This window comes from Pseudogemmobacter sp. TB195 (genome assembly GCF_058313095.1).
This window is the reverse complement of record NZ_JBZEGG010000003.1, coordinates 171,397-187,713: the sequence shown is the minus strand read 5'-3', so window position 1 is coordinate 187,713 and position 16,317 is coordinate 171,397. Positions and strand designations below refer to the sequence as shown.

The 16,317-nt window shown below is 63.7% G+C and carries 18 protein-coding genes; all 18 read left to right on the top strand.

Annotated elements, in window-relative coordinates; translation table 11 throughout:
- The first annotated feature begins 29 nt into the window (after positions 1-29).
- The 18 genes from AC4FS3_RS05235 to AC4FS3_RS05150 all read left to right on the top strand — a co-directional run bounded on the left by AC4FS3_RS05235 (position 30) and on the right by AC4FS3_RS05150 (position 16,302).
- A complete protein-coding gene (locus AC4FS3_RS05235; protein WP_030540762.1) occupies positions 30-2,141 on the top strand; it encodes a ParB/RepB/Spo0J family partition protein in 2,112 nt (703 codons plus the stop codon).
- A 97-nt stretch (positions 2,142-2,238) separates the two neighbouring features.
- Entirely contained in the window at positions 2,239-2,544 is a 306-nt protein-coding gene (locus tag AC4FS3_RS05230; protein WP_030540761.1) for a hypothetical protein, read from the top strand.
- Between the two features lie 392 nt (positions 2,545-2,936).
- Positions 2,937-3,101 carry a hypothetical protein gene (locus AC4FS3_RS05225; RefSeq protein WP_173830039.1) on the top strand — a complete coding sequence of 55 codons (165 nt, stop codon included), beginning with the start codon at positions 2,937-2,939 and terminating at the stop codon, positions 3,099-3,101.
- 201 nt (positions 3,102-3,302) lie between these two features.
- Entirely contained in the window at positions 3,303-3,851 is a 549-nt protein-coding gene (locus AC4FS3_RS05220) for a hypothetical protein (protein WP_030540760.1), read from the top strand.
- Between the two features lie 67 nt (positions 3,852-3,918).
- Entirely contained in the window at positions 3,919-4,398 is a 480-nt protein-coding gene (locus AC4FS3_RS05215) for a DUF6878 family protein (RefSeq protein ID WP_030540759.1), read from the top strand.
- An 11-nt stretch (positions 4,399-4,409) separates the two neighbouring features.
- Positions 4,410-4,829 (top strand): DUF6915 family protein, encoded by a 420-nt coding sequence (locus AC4FS3_RS05210; protein WP_030540758.1) that lies wholly within the window; start codon positions 4,410-4,412, stop codon positions 4,827-4,829.
- 64 nt (positions 4,830-4,893) lie between these two features.
- Positions 4,894-5,310, top strand: coding sequence for a hypothetical protein (locus AC4FS3_RS05205; RefSeq protein WP_030540757.1), 417 nt, complete (start codon positions 4,894-4,896; stop codon positions 5,308-5,310).
- Complete coding sequence (locus tag AC4FS3_RS05200; protein ID WP_103023845.1) at positions 5,303-5,947, top strand: DUF8835 domain-containing pootine; 645 nt, start codon at positions 5,303-5,305, stop codon at positions 5,945-5,947. The genes AC4FS3_RS05205 and AC4FS3_RS05200 overlap by 8 nt, the downstream gene beginning before the upstream one ends.
- A 150-nt stretch (positions 5,948-6,097) precedes the next feature.
- A complete protein-coding gene (locus AC4FS3_RS05195; protein ID WP_030540755.1) occupies positions 6,098-10,420 on the top strand; it encodes a strawberry notch family protein in 4,323 nt (1,440 codons plus the stop codon).
- The gene (locus tag AC4FS3_RS05190) at positions 10,420-11,457 is read left to right on the top strand and encodes a DUF7146 domain-containing protein (RefSeq protein ID WP_030540754.1); all 1,038 of its coding nucleotides are present in this window, start codon (positions 10,420-10,422) and stop codon (positions 11,455-11,457) included. The genes AC4FS3_RS05195 and AC4FS3_RS05190 overlap by 1 nt, the downstream gene beginning before the upstream one ends.
- Before the next feature lie 308 nt (positions 11,458-11,765).
- Entirely contained in the window at positions 11,766-12,692 is a 927-nt protein-coding gene (locus AC4FS3_RS05185) for a DUF2493 domain-containing protein (RefSeq protein WP_103023844.1), read from the top strand.
- 152 nt (positions 12,693-12,844) lie between these two features.
- On the top strand, positions 12,845-13,285 hold the full coding sequence (locus AC4FS3_RS05180; RefSeq protein WP_030540752.1) for a hypothetical protein: 441 nt from the start codon (positions 12,845-12,847) through the stop codon (positions 13,283-13,285).
- Between the two features lie 565 nt (positions 13,286-13,850).
- Positions 13,851-14,177, top strand: coding sequence for a DUF736 domain-containing protein (locus AC4FS3_RS05175; RefSeq protein ID WP_030540751.1), 327 nt, complete (start codon positions 13,851-13,853; stop codon positions 14,175-14,177).
- 193 nt (positions 14,178-14,370) lie between these two features.
- Positions 14,371-14,628: a helix-turn-helix domain-containing protein gene (locus tag AC4FS3_RS05170; protein WP_030540750.1), complete on the top strand. Its 258-nt coding sequence runs from the start codon at positions 14,371-14,373 to the stop codon at positions 14,626-14,628.
- Between the two features lie 102 nt (positions 14,629-14,730).
- Positions 14,731-14,997 (top strand): DNA -binding domain-containing protein, encoded by a 267-nt coding sequence (locus tag AC4FS3_RS05165; RefSeq protein WP_081856769.1) that lies wholly within the window; start codon positions 14,731-14,733, stop codon positions 14,995-14,997.
- A 117-nt stretch (positions 14,998-15,114) separates the two neighbouring features.
- On the top strand, positions 15,115-15,339 hold the full coding sequence (locus tag AC4FS3_RS05160) for a transcriptional regulator domain-containing protein (RefSeq protein WP_183754805.1): 225 nt from the start codon (positions 15,115-15,117) through the stop codon (positions 15,337-15,339).
- A 223-nt stretch (positions 15,340-15,562) separates the two neighbouring features.
- Positions 15,563-15,889, top strand: coding sequence for a DUF2285 domain-containing protein (locus AC4FS3_RS05155; protein WP_199797745.1), 327 nt, complete (start codon positions 15,563-15,565; stop codon positions 15,887-15,889).
- Between the two features lie 140 nt (positions 15,890-16,029).
- Entirely contained in the window at positions 16,030-16,302 is a 273-nt protein-coding gene (locus tag AC4FS3_RS05150) for a helix-turn-helix transcriptional regulator (RefSeq protein WP_030540746.1), read from the top strand.
- Positions 16,303-16,317: the final 15 nt, after the last annotated feature.

Genomic DNA, 16,317 nt, shown 5'->3' with positions numbered 1-16,317 from the left:
TCCCCGGCGTCCGTCATGGAGTCACTGACATGGCCACTGCCGTTCAGAAAATCACCCTGTCGTCCTCGCGCGACATCCCCTTCAACAAGCTGGTGCTCAGCCAGTCCAATGTCCGGCGCGTGAAGGCTGGCGTCTCGGTCGAGGAACTGGCCGCGTCCATCGCCCGCCGGGGCCTGATCCAGTCCCTGCATGTCCGGCCAGAGCTGGATGCGGAGGGCAAGGAGACCGGCCTCTTCGAGGTGCCCGCCGGCGGACGGCGCTACCGGGCACTGGAGCATCTGGTCAAGCAGAAGCGCCTCAACAAGACCGCGCCGGTGCCTTGCATCGTCTCGGAGGCCAGTGACGACATCCTGATCGACGAGGTGTCGCTGGCCGAGAACATCGAGCGCGCGCCGCTGCATCCGCTGGATCAGTTCCGCGCCTTCCAGACCCTGCGTGAGAAGGGCATGAGCGAGGAGGAAATCGCCGCCGCGTTCTTCGTCGACGCCAAGGTGGTAAAGCAGCGCCTTCGCCTCGTTTCGGTCTCGCCTTCGCTGCTCGATGTCTATGCCGAGGACGGCATGACGCTCGAACAGCTCATGGCCTTCAGCGTTTCCGAGGATCACGCCCGCCAGGAAAAGGTTTGGGAAGCGATCCGGGACGGCTGGCAGAAGGAACCTTATTATATCCGCCGCCTTCTCACCGAAACCACCGTGCGCGCTTCCGACAAGCGGGCGCTCTTCGTCGGGGTTGGCGCATACGAGGACGCCGGCGGCTGCGTGCTGCGCGATCTCTTCCAGCAGGACGATGGCGGCTGGCTCCAGGACCCGGTGCTGCTCGACAGGCTTGTCGGGGAAAAGCTGAAGGCCGACGCGGAAACCATCGCTGAGGAAGGCTGGAAATGGATCGAGATCGCGGTGGACTTCCCCTATGGCCACACCAGCGGGATGCGCCGTCTGGCCGGCGCCACCATCGACTTGACTGACGAGGAGCGTGCCGAACGCGAGAAGCTCCGCGACGAGTTCGACGCGCTGGAGGCGGAATATGCCGAGGCCGACGAATTGCCCGACGAGGTGGATGCGCGGCTCGGCGAGATCGAGGAAGCGCTGGATGCCCTCGAATCCCGGCCGATGATCTATGCCGCCGACCAGATGGCCCGTGCCGGTGTTTTCGTCAGCATCCGTCACGACGGTCAGCTCGCCGTCGAGCGCGGTTATGTCCGCTCCGAAGACGAGGTGGTGGAAGGCCAGGAGGGCGATGGCGCCCAAGGTGCATCTGTTGAAGGCGGCGAGCCCGGCAGTGTCCAGCGCGCCGTCATCACCGTGGGCGGTGCAGCGCCGGAAACCGAGGAGGACGAAGAGGTCGAGACCATCCGGCCGCTGCCCGATCGCCTCGTCAGCGAGTTGACTGCGCATCGCACCTTGGCGCTTCGGGATGCCGTGGCGACCAACCCGCATGTGGCGATGACGGCGTTGCTGCACCGGTTGGTCACGGATTGCTTCCTGCCTCATTCCGCCAGGGGCTGCCTCGAGGCCCAGGTCCGGGAGGTTCACTTCCCGGCGCAGGCAGAGGATCTGGGCGAAAGCGCCTCGGCAAAGTCCATCCAGGATCGGCATGAACGCTGGGGCGATCACATCCCGGCCAACGATGCCGCGCTCTGGGACTGGCTGGCCGATCAGGACGACGACACCCGGATGGAGTTGCTCGCCCATTGCGTTAGCTTCGGCGTCAACGCCCTGCACGAGAAACCCAACCCCTATAGCGGCATGGGCGTCAGCCAGCATGGTCTCGACGTGCGCCTGTCGCAGGCAGACCGGCTCGCTCGGGCGACCGGACTCGACATGGTGGCGGTGGGCTGGCGGCCCACGGTCGGGAACTATCTCGGCCGCGTGACCAAACCGCGGATCATCGAGGCGGTGCGCGAGGGCGCCGGCGACTGGGCGGCGCAGCTCATCGATCATCTGAAGAAAGGCGACATGGCGAAAGAAGCCGAGCGCCTGCTGGCCGAAACCGGCTGGCTGCCGGAGCCGCTGCGCATGGTGGACCGTGATGCCAAGGTCGATACGGACGCGGACGATCTGCCCGAGTTCCTTGTCGACGATGGCGAGGATGAAGAAGCCACCGAGGAGGAGGACGCGCAGTCGATGGTCGCTGCCGAATGATCCTCAGGCGGGGCGGCTTCCGCTGCTCCGTCTCCTCCGTTCCGTTTCCACACTTCGCCCGGTCCTCGTGACCGGGCTTTTTCTTTGGAGATATCCGATGCCCGCAAATATCGACATTGACCAGATCTTTCGCGAGGACAGCGCCACCCCTCCTTCGGAACGCTCGCTGCCGTGGGAGGAAACCCGCGATGGCATTACCGTCGTAGTGGAGCCAAAGCCCCATTGGGCCGACGACATGCGCGCCTTTCGTCTCGATATGCGCCAATATTGCCGCTACGCGGATTGGACCGCGCAGGGCAATGATGCCCGGTTCTACGATCACATCGACACTTGCGGCGATGACGTGATGATGAAGGCGCAAGCCATGATCGCGCGCGAGATCGCTGACGGACTTTGGGATTGAAGGTCGTCACGGACCCGGTACCGGCCTCAATGGTCCCGATACCAGCTTCATCATGATTCCGATGATCCGGTCTGGGCAACGGGTTCCATCCCCGGCCTGGAACACGATCCTGATGCCGCATGAGGGCAAGGCTGGCGCGGAGAAACATCTGCGACGGGTCTTCGGCATCCTGTCAGAGGCAAAACACCACCCCCGCTTCCATTCGCAAACCTTGGTCTGATCCGTCTCTTTGCAGTCAACCCGCAAGGGGTCGGCCTACGCGCGCGTGCCGCTCTCGCGGATTCGGGACACATGCCCGAACGCACGAGAGTGATTGCAGATCCAGTCAGACACTTCGGGCGCCTGTCGCGCGGGGGATGGTCCCCCGCCTCCAGAGACAGGAGCCGATCCCGATGTCCTACGCAGATGCCACCGCCTTCGCCGCCAGCCTCGCCGACACGCTGATGGTCGAGATCGTCGTGTTCCAGGCCGGGGACGGAACCCACGGTGCTTGCCCCGCCGCCGAATTCGACGGCGACAACGACATGGTGAAGCTGGAACTGGACCCATGGGCCTGAGGCGCGACACGCGCCTCATTCCCTCCGCCCGGATCGCGGCTTATCCCGCGACCGGGCGTCCGGTCCTGCGATGACCGCCTATCGCCGGCAGCGCAACCGGGGACGCGCCCCGGCCAGAGAGGAAGAGTGCGGGCCGTTCGGCCGTGACGGGTTGGTTGCCGGAGAGAGAGGCTCGCCGGCGCCCGTCATGGAGTGATCCCGATGACCCATTTCCGATCCGATACTTTCCGGCCCATCGGCCAGATTCTCGCAACCGAGGTGATGCCCGCGCTCTTTCGCGCCCGGAGGCTGCCGCTGCGCATCTCGTGCCTCGGCATCGCCAGCGATGACGGTAATGACAAGGCCGACCGGTTCGACCGCACCATTCCGCTTGGGGAATGCCAATCACCCGAAGAGGCCATGCGCTTTGCCTGCCTGCGCCTGTCCCAGAGCAATATCTGCACCGGCCCCGACAGCTTCCCACACTTCCGCCCACGGATCATGGTCATCGAGGATTGCGAGCATCGCCTGGTCCTCGCCGGTGAAATCCGTGCCGGTGTCATTCTCTGGCAGCAGCCCGTTGCCTCGGACCCCGAGGCGCGCCGGATCGTCTCCGAGGCCAGCCGGTTGCGCGGCATGGCCTTCCGGTCGCCCGATCCCGACGAGGCTCGCGAGTATCGCTACCGCGCCGCCACGCTGGAAGCCCGGCTGGTCGATCCGTTCTGGCGCGAGACCACCACCGAGCTGCTCCGCCTGCCTCAGGCGGCCTGACCTCACGCCAACCTTCCCATCCACTTCGCCCGGCCATCCGCCGGGTTTTTCATTTCAGGAGCCTGATATGGCCGACAACAGCAAAACCGCATCCGAACCGCGCCCGCCGTTCTCCGACTGGGAAGCGCAGGCCGCCCTTCAATCCCGGCTCGAGGCCGATCTGTTCGCCATCAACAAGGCGACATTGTTCGATGCGCTGGTCTTCACCGGCGTTACCACCATCATCGTCACCTTCGACGGATATGGCGATTCCGGCCAGATCGAGGACGTCGAGGTCAAGGCCGGCGACGATAACATCGCCATGCCGGGGGCCATGATCGCATTCGCCAAAACCGTCTGGGGCCAGTCGGAGCCGGAGCGCTCGACCGTCACCATCGCCACGGCTGTCGAGAATCTCGCCTATGACGTCCTCGAACGAACGCATGGCGGCTGGGAGAATAATGACGGCGCCTATGGTGAGGTCATATTCGACGTCGCAAAGCGGGAGATCACGCTCGACTACAACGAGCGTTACACCGCCTCCGAAAACTACATGCACAGTTTCTGAGGGAGGCGATGATGGGACATTGTTATCATCACGCGCTGTCCTCGGCGCGCAAATGGGGTGGCGCGGCGGAAGACTATCTGCCGCTGCACCAATGGTTCGACGAGTCCAAGGAGATCATCGCGGATTTCCGGCATAGGGCGCTCCGCCATCATGCCCAGGGCATATTCGAACTGGAGCGGACGTTCGGCGCCACCATCACCATCTCGACCGGCCGCGTCGTGCCCGTGCGGTTGATCGGCGAACAGCATGTGCTGGAGGATTTCGGCTTCATACCTAGCTTCGCCGATTGGGTGCGCGCGATCCGTCCCCAGCCATGGATGGGCCGCGCCCAGCCGATACACAAGCTGGTCGATCCCTTCGCCGCGACCGCGGAGACCGAACCGAACACCGGCGGCTCGCCGCATCCGGTTCCCGATCCATCGGCACGCTGACCGCCGCCTTTCCTCCCAATTCCGCCCGGCCTCGCGCCGGGCGCTTTCGTTTCAGGAGCCTGACATGGCCGACTATTTCACCCATTTCTCCTGCCTGCTTGAAGTGGGCACCCCCGAAAACGCTGCCCGCGCGCTCGACCTCTATAATGCGCTCTCGGATGATAACGCCGCGGAAGATCCGCCTTCGGACGGATTTCTGCTCTCGATCCAGCCCGAACATGGGGGCTCGCATCTCTGGATGCGCGATGACGGCACGGGCGATCCCGAGCATGTCATCCAGTTCGTCAAACGCTGCGCGGCCGAGTTCGGCCTGACCGGATTATGGGGCATGCAATACGCCAACACCTGTTCCAAACCCCGCGTCGATGGGTTCGGCGGCGGCGCCCATGTCCTCGATCTCGCCACCGGCGAGACTGTGGACTGGATCTATACCGATGGCTGGCTGTCCATCGTGCTGGAGGGAGGCGACCCTCATGCCTGAGATCATCGAAACCACGGTCTACAGGCTCGACGAGCTGTCCGATGCGGCCAAGGACAAGGCTCGCGCCTGGTATCGCGAGGGCGGATTCGACTACGAATGGTACGATGCCGTCTATGAAGATTTCCAGCGCATCGCGGAAATCTTGGGCCTGGACCTCAAGACACGGCCCGTCCGGCTCATGGGCGGCAGCACACGGCAGGAGCCCCGCATCTGGTTTCGGGGATTCTGGTCGCAGGGCGACGGGGCTTGCTTTGAAACGCGGTATTCCTATCGAAAGGCCGCGCCGCGCCGTATCAGGGAATATGCCCCGCAGGACACCGAACTGCACCGCATCGCCGATGCCTTTCACACGATCCAGCGCCGAAACTTCTATCAGCTTCGCGCCGAAGCCACCCATCGCGGTCATTACTATCATGAGTATTGCATGGCGATCTCCGTCGAGCGCGATAGCCCGGCCTGGCAGGACATGACGGACGACGCCGAGGAAACCGTCATTGAGGCGCTGCGTGACCTCGCCCGCTGGCTCTATCGCCAGCTTGAGCGCGAATACGACTATCTGTCCTCAGACGAAGCAGTTGATGAGACCATCATCGCCAATGACTACACCTTCACCGACACGGGACGCCGCTTCGGCTGATCCTGATAAGCGCCCCGCCGTCACGGCGGGGCGCTTTTCCACTGTCATCATCTCAAGAGGCAGAGAGGTGCCGGGACGGGTTGAGTCCGGGTGGTCGAGAGAGAGCGCCCTCCGGGCTTTCCCGTTCCCGCTCTCCTGAGGTTTTCCGTAATGAACATTTCGTCTCCCGCGGCCGAGCCGGTCGCGCCGCTGGCGGCTGCGCCTTCCATCCTGGCCGCCGCCAATCTCATCCTTCCCTATCTCGAACGCGGCCAGCGCGTCGATGTCGCGATCCTGCGCGGCGCGATGGAAACCGCCTTCGGTGCGTCCGACGCCAGCGGCGCCTGGGACTGGAAACTGGCGTATGAAGCCTGCGAGGTCGCCACGGTTCTGTTCCTGCGAAAATACGGAAAGGCGCTTTTCCGTAAAGCCGCGTCTCCGCTTTCCCGGCTCGATCCGCTGGCGAAGATCGCCGGCCTGCTGCCGACGCAAACCCGCCGTTCCGAAGAAAGCCAGAGCTTCCAGCAATTCAGCACGCCTTTGCCGCTCGGCCTCGCCGCGCTGACCGCGGCATCGATCACCCCGGACGATATAGTGCTCGAACCCTCGACGGGCACTGGTCTTGTGGCCATCCTGGCACAAACCCTCGGTGGTTCGCTGATCCTCAACGAACTGGCCGAAATCCGCGCCGATCTTCTCTCTTCTCTCTTTCCGGCCTTTCCCGTCACCCGGTTGGATGCCGCCCAGATCGACGATCATCTGGCCCCGGATGCCGTGCCGTCCGTCGTGATGATGAACCCGCCATTCTCGGTCATGGCGAACGTCACCGGACGCGTAGCGGATGCCGCATGTCGGCATGTCGCTTCCGCGCTCGCCCGGCTGGCCCCCGGCGGGCGGCTAGTCACGATTACCGGCGCGAATTTCAATCCCGAGGCCCCGGCCTGGCGCGATGCCTTCATCCGCTTGCAGGCACGTGGCCGCGTGGTGTTCACCGCCGCCATCGGCGGGGCGGTCTATGCCAAGCACGGCACCAGCATCGACACACGGTTGACGGTGATCGACAAGGCGCCCGCCGACGACCCTGCCATCTTCCCGGTCTCACCTGGGATTGCGCCCGACGTCGCCACGCTGATCGGCTGGATCGAGAGCCAGGTTCCGCCACGCCTGCCGGTCTCCTTGCCGAAAGCCGCTATCGCATTGCCCGCCGAGGCTCCGAAGACGGTGCGCGGTTATCTTGCCCGCGCCGCATCCTCCCGCCCCGTTGCTGCTCCGGCCAACGATCCCGAGGGCATGGAACTCGCCTATGAGCCAGTGGACTGGGCGCCGCCGGAAGGCGCGCGGCTGTCGGACGCGATCTATGAGGAATATGCGCTGCAATCGCTGCGCATCCCCCTCGCCGAGCCACATCCGACCAAGCTGGTGCAATCGGCCGCCATGGCCTCGATCGCGCCGCCCAAGCCTTCTTACCGGCCCATGCTTCCCGCCGACATCCGTACCCGCCTGTCGGATGCGCAGTTGGAGACCCTGATCTATGCAGGAGAAGCCCATGCTGATCATCTCGCTGGCGCCTGGATGGTGGATGAGCATTTCGACAATGTGAGCGCCGCACTCGAGGATGCAGCCGGCGCTGTCCGCTTTCGCCGAGGCTTCATGCTGGGCGACGGGACCGGCGCGGGCAAGGGTCGCCAATCGGCCGGGATCATCCTCGACAATTGGCTGCGCGGACGGCGCAAGGCGGTTTGGATTTCGAAATCCGACAAGCTGATCGAGGACGCTCAGCGCGACTGGTCGGCGCTCGGCATGGAGCGACTGCTAGTCACACCTCTGTCGCGCTTCCCGCAGGGCAAGCCGATCACGCTGACGGAAGGCATCCTGTTTACCACCTATGCCACGCTGCGCTCCGATGACCGGGGCGAAAAGGTTTCGCGCGTGCGTCAGATCGTCGATTGGTTGGGCTCCGATTTCGATGGAGTCATCATATTCGACGAGAGCCATGCCATGCAGAATGCCGGTGGCGGTAAGGGAGAACGCGGCGATGTCGCCGCCTCGCAGCAAGGACGCGCGGGCCTGCGGCTCCAGCACGCTCTGCCGGATGCCCGCGTGGTCTATGTGTCGGCGACGGGCGCCACCACCGTCCACAATCTCGCCTATGCGCAGCGGCTCGGCCTCTGGGGCGGCGAGGATTTCCCGTTTCAGACCCGCGCCGAATTCGTCGAGGCGATCGAGGCCGGCGGCGTAGCGGCGATGGAGGTTCTGGCCCGCGATCTCCGCTCTCTTGGTCTCTATACCGCGCGGTCGCTCTCCTATGATGGCGTTGAATATGAACTGGTCGAGCACCCGCTGACCGGCGAGCAACGCCGCATCTACGATGCTTACGCGGCCGCATTTGCCGTGATCCATGGAAACCTGGACGCGGCGATGGAAGCGGCCAATATCACCGGCAGCGAGGGCACTCTAAACCGGCAGGCCAAATCCGCCGCGCGTTCCGCCTTCGAGAGCACCAAGCAGCGCTTCTTCGGCCATCTGCTGACCTCCATGAAAACCCCGACCCTGATCCGGTCCATCGAGGCAGATCTTGAAGCAGGCCATGCCGCCGTCATTCAGATTGTCTCGACCGGCGAAGCCCTGATGGAACGGCGACTGGCCGAGATCCCGACCGAGGAATGGAACGATATTTCCGTCGATATCACGCCGAGGGAGTATGTCGGCTCGTATTTGCAGCATTCCTTCCCGGTACAGCTCTATGAACCCTTCAGCGATGGCGAGGGCAACCTGTCGTCACGCCCCGTCTTCCGCGACGGTCAGCCGGTGGAATGCCGCGAAGCCGTGGCGCGGCGCGACGAGATGCTGGAGCAGCTGGGTTCGCTTCCACCTGTACCCGGTGCGCTTGACCAGATCGTCCAGCGTTTCGGCACGGATGTGGTGGCCGAGGTCACGGGCCGCTCGCGCCGGATCGTGCGCAAGAGCGACGGAGCATCGGCACGCCTTGCGGTCGAGAACCGTGCGCCGTCCGCCAACCTTGCCGAGACTTCGGCCTTCATGGATGACCACAAGCGCATTCTGGTCTTCTCGGATGCCGGTGGCACCGGGCGCAGCTATCACGCAGAACTCTCGGCACGAAACCAGCGGCTGCGAGTCCATTATCTGCTGGAACCGGGCTGGAAGGCCGATGCCGCCATTCAGGGGCTGGGGCGCACCAACCGGACCAATCAGGCGCAGCCGCCTCTGTTCCGGCCGATTGCCACGGATGTCAAAGCCGAGAAGCGCTTCCTCTCGACCATCGCCCGCCGCCTCGACACGCTGGGCGCGATCACACGCGGCCAGCGCCAGACCGGCGGACAAGGGCTGTTCCGCCCCGAGGACAATCTGGAATCCGGCTATGCCCGCGACGCGCTTCGCCAGCTCTATCTGCTGATCGTGCGCGGCAAGGTCGAGGGATGCTCGCTCGAACGGTTTGAATCCGCCACCGGCCTGAAGCTGATGGACAGCAATGGTGTGAAGGACGACCTGCCGCCGATCACCACCTTCCTCAACCGTCTGCTGGCGCTGACCATCGAATTGCAGGGTATTCTGTTCTCGGCCTTCGAGCAGCTTCTGCAGGCCCGGATCGACGGGGCCATTGCATCCGGCACCTATGACATGGGGCTGGAAACGCTGAAGGCGGAAAGCTTCATCGTCACCGACCGGCAGGTGATCCACATCCATCCGGGCACAGGGGCGGAAACCCGGCTCCTGACGCTCACCGAGCGCAAACGCAATCAGCCGGTCACGCTCGATGCCACGCTGGCTGAACTGGATGATCCCCGCGCAAGATTGCTCATCAACGAGCGGTCGGGACGTGCCGCCGTGCAGATTCCGACCACCAGCGTTATGCTGGATGATGGCGAGATCGAACGGCGCGTGCGGCTGATCCGGCCGATGGAGGCGATAAATATTCCGGTGCGGGCGATGGGCGAAACCCACTGGATCGAGGCCGATCGTGTCGCCTTCAGCGCAGCCTGGACTGCGGAACTGGCCGAGGTGCCGGAGTTCACCGACAGCATCCTGCATATGGTGACAGGGCTGCTTCTGCCGATCTGGAAACGCCTGCCGCAGGAATCCTCCCGCGTCTATCGCCTCCAGACCGACGAGGGCGAACGCATCATTGGTCGCCGGGTCTCGCCGGCATGGGCCGCCAATGCCTCGACCAGTGGCGTCACCAGCAGCCTGACACCGGATGCCGCCTATGCCGCGCTGATCGAAGGTCGCACGATCCTTGATCTCGCCGAGGGGCTGCAACTGCGCCGCGTCCGGGTCATGGGCGCCAACCGGATCGAACTGACCGGCTTTACTGACGCGATGCGCGACCGGCTGCGGGCCTATGGCCTCTTCAGCGAGATCATCTCGTGGAAGCTGCGTTTCTTCGTGCCCGTCGATGCAACGGGACCGGAGATCACCGGCAAACTGCTTGACCGCTTCCCGGTTGAGCGCATCGGTGAGCGGGAGGCCGCATAATGGCGCGTCTCAACGCTTCCGAACTGGCCCAGCGTCTCGGCCGACAGGCCGAGGCGGTGTGCCGCCACTATCTGTCGAATGGTCGTAAACAGGGCAATTACTGGCAGGTTGGCAATGTCCGAAACACGGCTGGACGCTCCATGTTCGTCCGGTTGCACGACAGCGTGAAAGGCATTGCCGGAAAATGGCAGGACTCGGCCACGGGTGAACATGGCGATCTGCTCGACGTGATCCGGGACTCGCTCGGCCTGATCGACTTCGCAGATGTTGCCGAAGAGGCCCGGCGCTTCCTCAGCCTGCCGCATGCTGACCCTGATCCGTCATCCCGCCAGTCTCGAACGCCAGCACCATCGGGATCGTCCGAAGCGGCACGTCGCCTCTGGCGCATGACGCAACCGCTCATCGGCAGTACCGCAGAGGCGTATTTACGCGGACGCGGCATTACGGATTTACGCCAAACCGCAAATCTGCGCTTCCATCCCAACTGCTACTGGCGGCCTGAGGACGATGGCCCGACCGAGACATGGCCCGCCATGATCGCCGCCGTCACCGGCCTCGATGGCAGGATTACCGGCGCACACCGCACATGGTTGGCCCCGGACGGTTCCGGCAAGGCACCTGTCGATCCGCCGAGGAAGGCAATGGGCGACCTGCTCGGGCATGCGGTTCGTTTCGGTGATGCGCAGGATGTCATGGCAGCGGGGGAAGGCATCGAAACCATCCTGTCGCTGCGTCAGACTCTGCCCACCATGCCGATGGTTTCCGCACTCTCTGCCGGACACCTCGCTGCCATCCTGTTCCCGCCACAACTGCGCAGGCTCTATATCGTCCGCGATAACGATCCGGCAGGTGACAGCGCCTGCGATAGCCTGGTGGGCCGGGCGCACGAGGTCGGGATCGAGGCCATCACGCTCTCGCCCATGATGGGGGACTTCAACGAAGATCTCGCAACTCATGGGCTGGATGCCGTTCGGGCAAAGATCCGGGTGCAAATCGCTCCCGAGGACGTCAGCCGCTTCATGGCCTCGATAGCATAGCCGGTACGGGGGCCGTGATCGGGGCGTTCCGATCCTTTCATGCGCATTGGCTGCATCCTGTCATCAGCAGAGGACCGCGCCTTGGCCTTCCGAGAGGGCGATCGGCCCACAAACGCTCCGGTCAGGCAATGGCGGCGCCCGACTGATTTCCGTCGGCGGGCAAGCCCGCCTTTACAGCGCGAAACAAATCAGCCGGGCTTTGCCATCAAGGCCCTCGCCAGAGGCTCGCGCTGCCAGACCGGAGCGCCCGTGGGCTTTCGTCGCCATGAAGGCCGCGACGGTCGCGGTCCAACTGACGGAAGCATCCCATGTACGCGCACGACGATTTCGAACCCGATCACAGCACGTCCCCGACCGGCCATGCCATCGAAGAACTCGAACTCTACGGCTACCGCCCCTCCGAAGACGAGGCCGATCCCCGGATCACACCCGAAGATCACGTCATCCAGGGCGCAGTCTCCGACATCTTCGATGCCCTGATTTCCACCATGGCCGACACCAGCCTCGATTTCGACCTCGACGAGATCCTCTGGTCCACCGTCAACACCTTCCACCGCGCTGTCGAATGGATCGAGACGAAACTCGACGATAACGAGCAGGCACAGAAGCGTCTTCAGCGTGAACAGGATGGCAGCGAGGTCAAATCCGTCCAGCTCGAAACCCTGATCGGCGCGGGCCAAAGCCTGATCGAGCGCCGCGACAGCATGGAAACCTTCCGCGATAGCGCCGCGGACATCTATCTGCGCACCACCGGAACGCCCTGGTCGCAACGCTCCGGCTCACGGGTCAACCATCGCAAGATGACCTCGGCCATGATCGACAGCCGCGACTTCATCGCCGCAAAACGCCGGGCCGACAACGAGGTGCTGCTGCCCGCAGGTCCGAAGATCGCCTTCTCGGGCGGTGACACCACCGATCACCGGACGATCTGGGCCAAGCTCGATCAGGTCCACGCCAAGCACCCGGACATGGTGCTGATGCATGGCGGATCGCCCAAGGGCGCGGAACGCATCGCGGCCACATGGGCCAATAACCGCAAGGTCGCACAGGTCGCCTTCAAACCCGACTGGGCAAAACATGCCAAGGCAGCACCGTTCAAACGCAACGACCAGATGCTCGGCATTATGCCGATCGGGGTCATCATCTTCCCCGGCACGGGCATTCAGGACAACCTGGCCGATAAGGCCCGCAAGATGGGCATCCCGGTCTATCGCTTCGGGACAGGCAGCGCGTGAGCGCTGCCTTCCCAGCTTCATCATGAGCATGGCGATAGCTCACGCCGATCATTCCATGTCGCACAGACAGACATGTTCATGCTAAAGGTCGCGGTGCGCCGTGGTGGTGGTGGAAGGCGCAACCGTCCAACATTTTGCACGGAGACACCACCATGATCGTCCTCGGAATCCTTGTTTCCATCGCAGCCATCGGCACCATGTGCTGGCTGCTGTTCAACCTTGCCGTCTTTGCTCTTCCGTTCTTTATCGGCATAAACGCAGGAACCTGGGCCTATGGCACGGGGGCTGGCTGGCTCGGCGGCATCCTCATTGGTTTTCTCGCCGCCGGTCTGACACTGGCAGTCGGTCAGGGCCTGCTCATGCTGGTCCGCCCGATCTGGGCGCGACTGCTGATCGCTCTGGCCTTTGTCGCTCCGGCGGGTATGGCCGGGTTCTACGCCACCCTCGGTATCGTCAAGCACATGATGCCCTCAGAGACATGGCAACTCATCTTCTCGGTCATCGGAGCGGTTGCGGTGGGCGTGACAACGTTCCTGCGCGTTGCGGGCATGGCCGCGACCGGCCCAGCGGACGGCGGCTTTGTGCGCACTTGAACCACAGTGATCCGTTGATCGCGACCAGAAGCGGATACGGATCATCTTCCATCTTCGTCAGGAATATGGCGGTAGATAGCGGGCAAGCATCGGATCAGCGTGAGACACAGCCGCGCCCCATAGGAGCGTAGGACGGTCAGCGCCAGCGTTCGTGGACTGACCAGAAACCGATGGGGCGACGCCGGTTGGAATAGGCCGGAATGAGAGATGCGCATGGCCTGAGACGCGCGGTGACAAAAGAGCCGGTACGGCCGGTCTGGTCATCCTGTTGAGCCCCAAGGTTGCCACCGTCTCCGTTCAGCCCCCGTGTCTCGACCGCTCCAAACGGCCTCTTCAATGGCCTGATCTGGCCGAAGAACAGCGCGATGCGCTTCGACCGCTTTAGCGCAACAGCGTCGTCACAACTTTCTTCCCCTGCCGGCAGAGCCGCCATTCCGCGCGGAACAAGAAAGTTTCTCCTGTGCTGTCCAGCCCCTTTGGGGTGCGCCAGCGTTCGTCTCCGGCCGGTCGATCGCCATCGAGGCCGCAATGGTGCGGGCTCGGAAACGGAAAACGGAGACTTAAAATGGCAACCATCGGCACCTTCAAGAAGACCGGCTCGAACGAATTCACCGGCGAAATCGTCACCCTCAGCGTCCAGGCCAAGGGCGTGCGCATCGTTCCCGACCTGCGTGCCACCGGCGAGAACGCCCCCAGCCATCGGGTCCTGGTCGGCCGCGCCGAGATCGGCGCCGCCTGGTCCAAGCGCTCCAACGAGGGCCGCGACTATTTGGGCCTCAAGCTCGACGATCCGAGCTTCACCGCCCCGATCTACGCCAACCTCTTCGACGACGAAGACGGCGAGAGCTACGCTTTGATCTGGTCCCGGCCCAATCGCCGCAATGGCGAGTAAGCCCGTCGCGCGAAGATGCCCCGCCCGGACGATCCGGGCGGGGCAAAGCGCTTGAGGGCAACCGAATCAGTCGGCAGCAGTTCAATCTATCCCACCCGTAAACCTGTCAAATTGTCTGGCCAGACCCACGAGGAGCGACTATTATAGTCGTAGTTCTGGCGCGAGAGCTGGTCCGAATGGGAGGTGATCATGCATGATCACCGCCCGACAATCGCGGGCCGCACGCGCGCTGCTTGGTTGGACTCAGGAGACGCTCGCTGACAAGGCCCGAATATCGCTGACCGCGCTCAAACGCCTCGAGTCTGAAAGCAGACTCGACGTGTATGAGACGACGCGCGATCAGGTTCGCAGGGCGTTCGAGAGCAGCGGCATCATCTTCCTGAACCCCGACCAGGGTATCGGAGTGCTGCTGGTCGATGAGAAACACCGACGGTCCCCACCGCCACTCTAGCGCTCACGTCCCGGTCTCGCCTGAAAACAGGCTTGGGATTTCGGTCGCATCGTGGTTAATAAATTCCTTCTATGCGGATAGAGATATCCCAAAGGGGGCATCGTGACCGATTCCAACTTTCTGGATGAGCCGCCGGAAAGCTTTGCGCTCACCGACTACGATCGAGCGCATATGAAGCTCTACATGCGTCTGTTGGATGCAGCAGCTGACGGTGCTGACTGGCGTGAAGCCGTAAGTGTCCTCTTCGGCCTTGATCCCGAGTGCGACCCCGAACGTGCCCGTCATGTCCATGACCGGCACCTGGCCCGCGCCCGCTGGATGACCACCCATGGCTATCGCCAGCTTGTTCGTGAAGGACAAAGCCACTGATCTGGTGATGCGCTGGCCGCAATACCCATTGCAAGCAATGCGGCTTCCACCTTTTGCCCGAGCCGGCAATCGTCTTCGCCTCGACACACCAGAACCGCGAAAAGGCTGGAGGGCAGGATGTCTCCCGACACATCCCGGTGGCGAACACCGTCGAATTATGACTACACCGACCATCTGAACGCATCCGATGTCGGCTGGGAGTGGTTGAGGCGCAACCAGGACTATCAGCGCGACTTCGATGCTCTGCAAAATGCCGCAACTCACACCCCGGCTTTGATTAAACGAGCGAGCCTCCGCTGGGGGCTGCGATTTCGCCGCCCCACCGAGCCTCAACGCTACTGAAACTCCGGTTTTCTGGCTTCCCGAAGACGACGCAGGCGCTGTCATACTCGCGCCGGCGCCCCCGATCCTGCCACATGGCACAATCGCGGCAACTGCTCTGTCCGACGCGCACGAGAGAGTCGGGCCTGAAGCGCATCACATCCTGCATCCGCTCGGCGGCGGCGATCATCTCCATCTCGTTCTGCCGAATGACGCCCCGGTCGATATAGGGCTCGTCGCCATCGTGCCGCTCGGACTAGAAGGATTCGATCGCGTCAAGGCGATTGTCCGTCTGCTTGCTTCGCTTCACCACCGATCCGTCCCGCCAGACACGCGGTTGACGGGTCAGCAACGTGCGCGTGCGCGGCGCATGTTGCAGGCTTTCGATGGGCGGCAGACCGGCGCCACCCATAAGGAAATCGCCGAAGTAATCTTCCACACCGGCAAACTCACCCGCGATGAATGGCAAGCGGCTTCGGAGCGGCATGCCGTGATGAGCCTCCTGGAAGGGGCCGAGGCCATGATTGCCGGTGGCTATCGCGGCCTTCTTCGGCATCGTCGCCGATCATAATTCGCGCCAGCCTCGCAGCCGGTGTGGAGTTTTAGGCCCCCCTTACTTCCCACTGCAACTCGCCGTCCCGCCTTCGCCATCGTGGCCTGCGTCAGCCGTTGCTCGCCAGCGGCCTCAACGCACCCACGGAGGCCCCATCCATGCGACCCGATCTCGCCGCCCTTCCGCCACGCTACCTGCGCACCAAGGAAGCCGCCGAATTCCTGAGCCTGTCGTCCCGCACACTGGAAAAGCACCGCACCTATGGCACCGGCCCCGCCTACCGGAAACTCGGCGGGCGCGTCGTCTATGCCGTCGATGACCTGACGGCCTGGGCCGATAGCGGCTCGGTCAGGTCCACATCCGATCCGCGTGGCGCGGTGCAGCCGGCAAAGCGGCAGGCAACCGCACCCGTTGCCCGTCGTGCGCGATAGCCGCGAGGCGGCTCC

Bases quoted from the DNA above. Each gene is read 5' to 3' on its own strand.
- AC4FS3_RS05150 (WP_030540746.1), top strand. From the start codon at position 16,030: ATGCGACCCGATCTCGCCGCCCTTCCGCCACGCTACCTGCGCACCAAG.
- AC4FS3_RS05210 (WP_030540758.1), top strand. From the start codon at position 4,410: ATGGGACATTGTTATCATCACGCGCTGTCCTCGGCGCGCAAATGGGGT.
- AC4FS3_RS05195 (WP_030540755.1), top strand. From the start codon at position 6,098: ATGAACATTTCGTCTCCCGCGGCCGAGCCGGTCGCGCCGCTGGCGGCT.
- AC4FS3_RS05185 (WP_103023844.1), top strand. From the start codon at position 11,766: ATGTACGCGCACGACGATTTCGAACCCGATCACAGCACGTCCCCGACC.
- AC4FS3_RS05230 (WP_030540761.1), top strand. From the start codon at position 2,239: ATGCCCGCAAATATCGACATTGACCAGATCTTTCGCGAGGACAGCGCC.
- AC4FS3_RS05220 (WP_030540760.1), top strand. From the start codon at position 3,303: ATGACCCATTTCCGATCCGATACTTTCCGGCCCATCGGCCAGATTCTC.
- AC4FS3_RS05225 (WP_173830039.1), top strand. From the start codon at position 2,937: ATGTCCTACGCAGATGCCACCGCCTTCGCCGCCAGCCTCGCCGACACG.
- AC4FS3_RS05190 (WP_030540754.1), top strand. From the start codon at position 10,420: ATGGCGCGTCTCAACGCTTCCGAACTGGCCCAGCGTCTCGGCCGACAG.
- AC4FS3_RS05160 (WP_183754805.1), top strand. From the start codon at position 15,115: ATGTCTCCCGACACATCCCGGTGGCGAACACCGTCGAATTATGACTAC.
- AC4FS3_RS05235 (WP_030540762.1), top strand. From the start codon at position 30: ATGGCCACTGCCGTTCAGAAAATCACCCTGTCGTCCTCGCGCGACATC.
- AC4FS3_RS05175 (WP_030540751.1), top strand. From the start codon at position 13,851: ATGGCAACCATCGGCACCTTCAAGAAGACCGGCTCGAACGAATTCACC.
- AC4FS3_RS05200 (WP_103023845.1), top strand. From the start codon at position 5,303: ATGCCTGAGATCATCGAAACCACGGTCTACAGGCTCGACGAGCTGTCC.
- AC4FS3_RS05170 (WP_030540750.1), top strand. From the start codon at position 14,371: ATGATCACCGCCCGACAATCGCGGGCCGCACGCGCGCTGCTTGGTTGG.
- AC4FS3_RS05205 (WP_030540757.1), top strand. From the start codon at position 4,894: ATGGCCGACTATTTCACCCATTTCTCCTGCCTGCTTGAAGTGGGCACC.
- AC4FS3_RS05180 (WP_030540752.1), top strand. From the start codon at position 12,845: ATGATCGTCCTCGGAATCCTTGTTTCCATCGCAGCCATCGGCACCATG.
- AC4FS3_RS05215 (WP_030540759.1), top strand. From the start codon at position 3,919: ATGGCCGACAACAGCAAAACCGCATCCGAACCGCGCCCGCCGTTCTCC.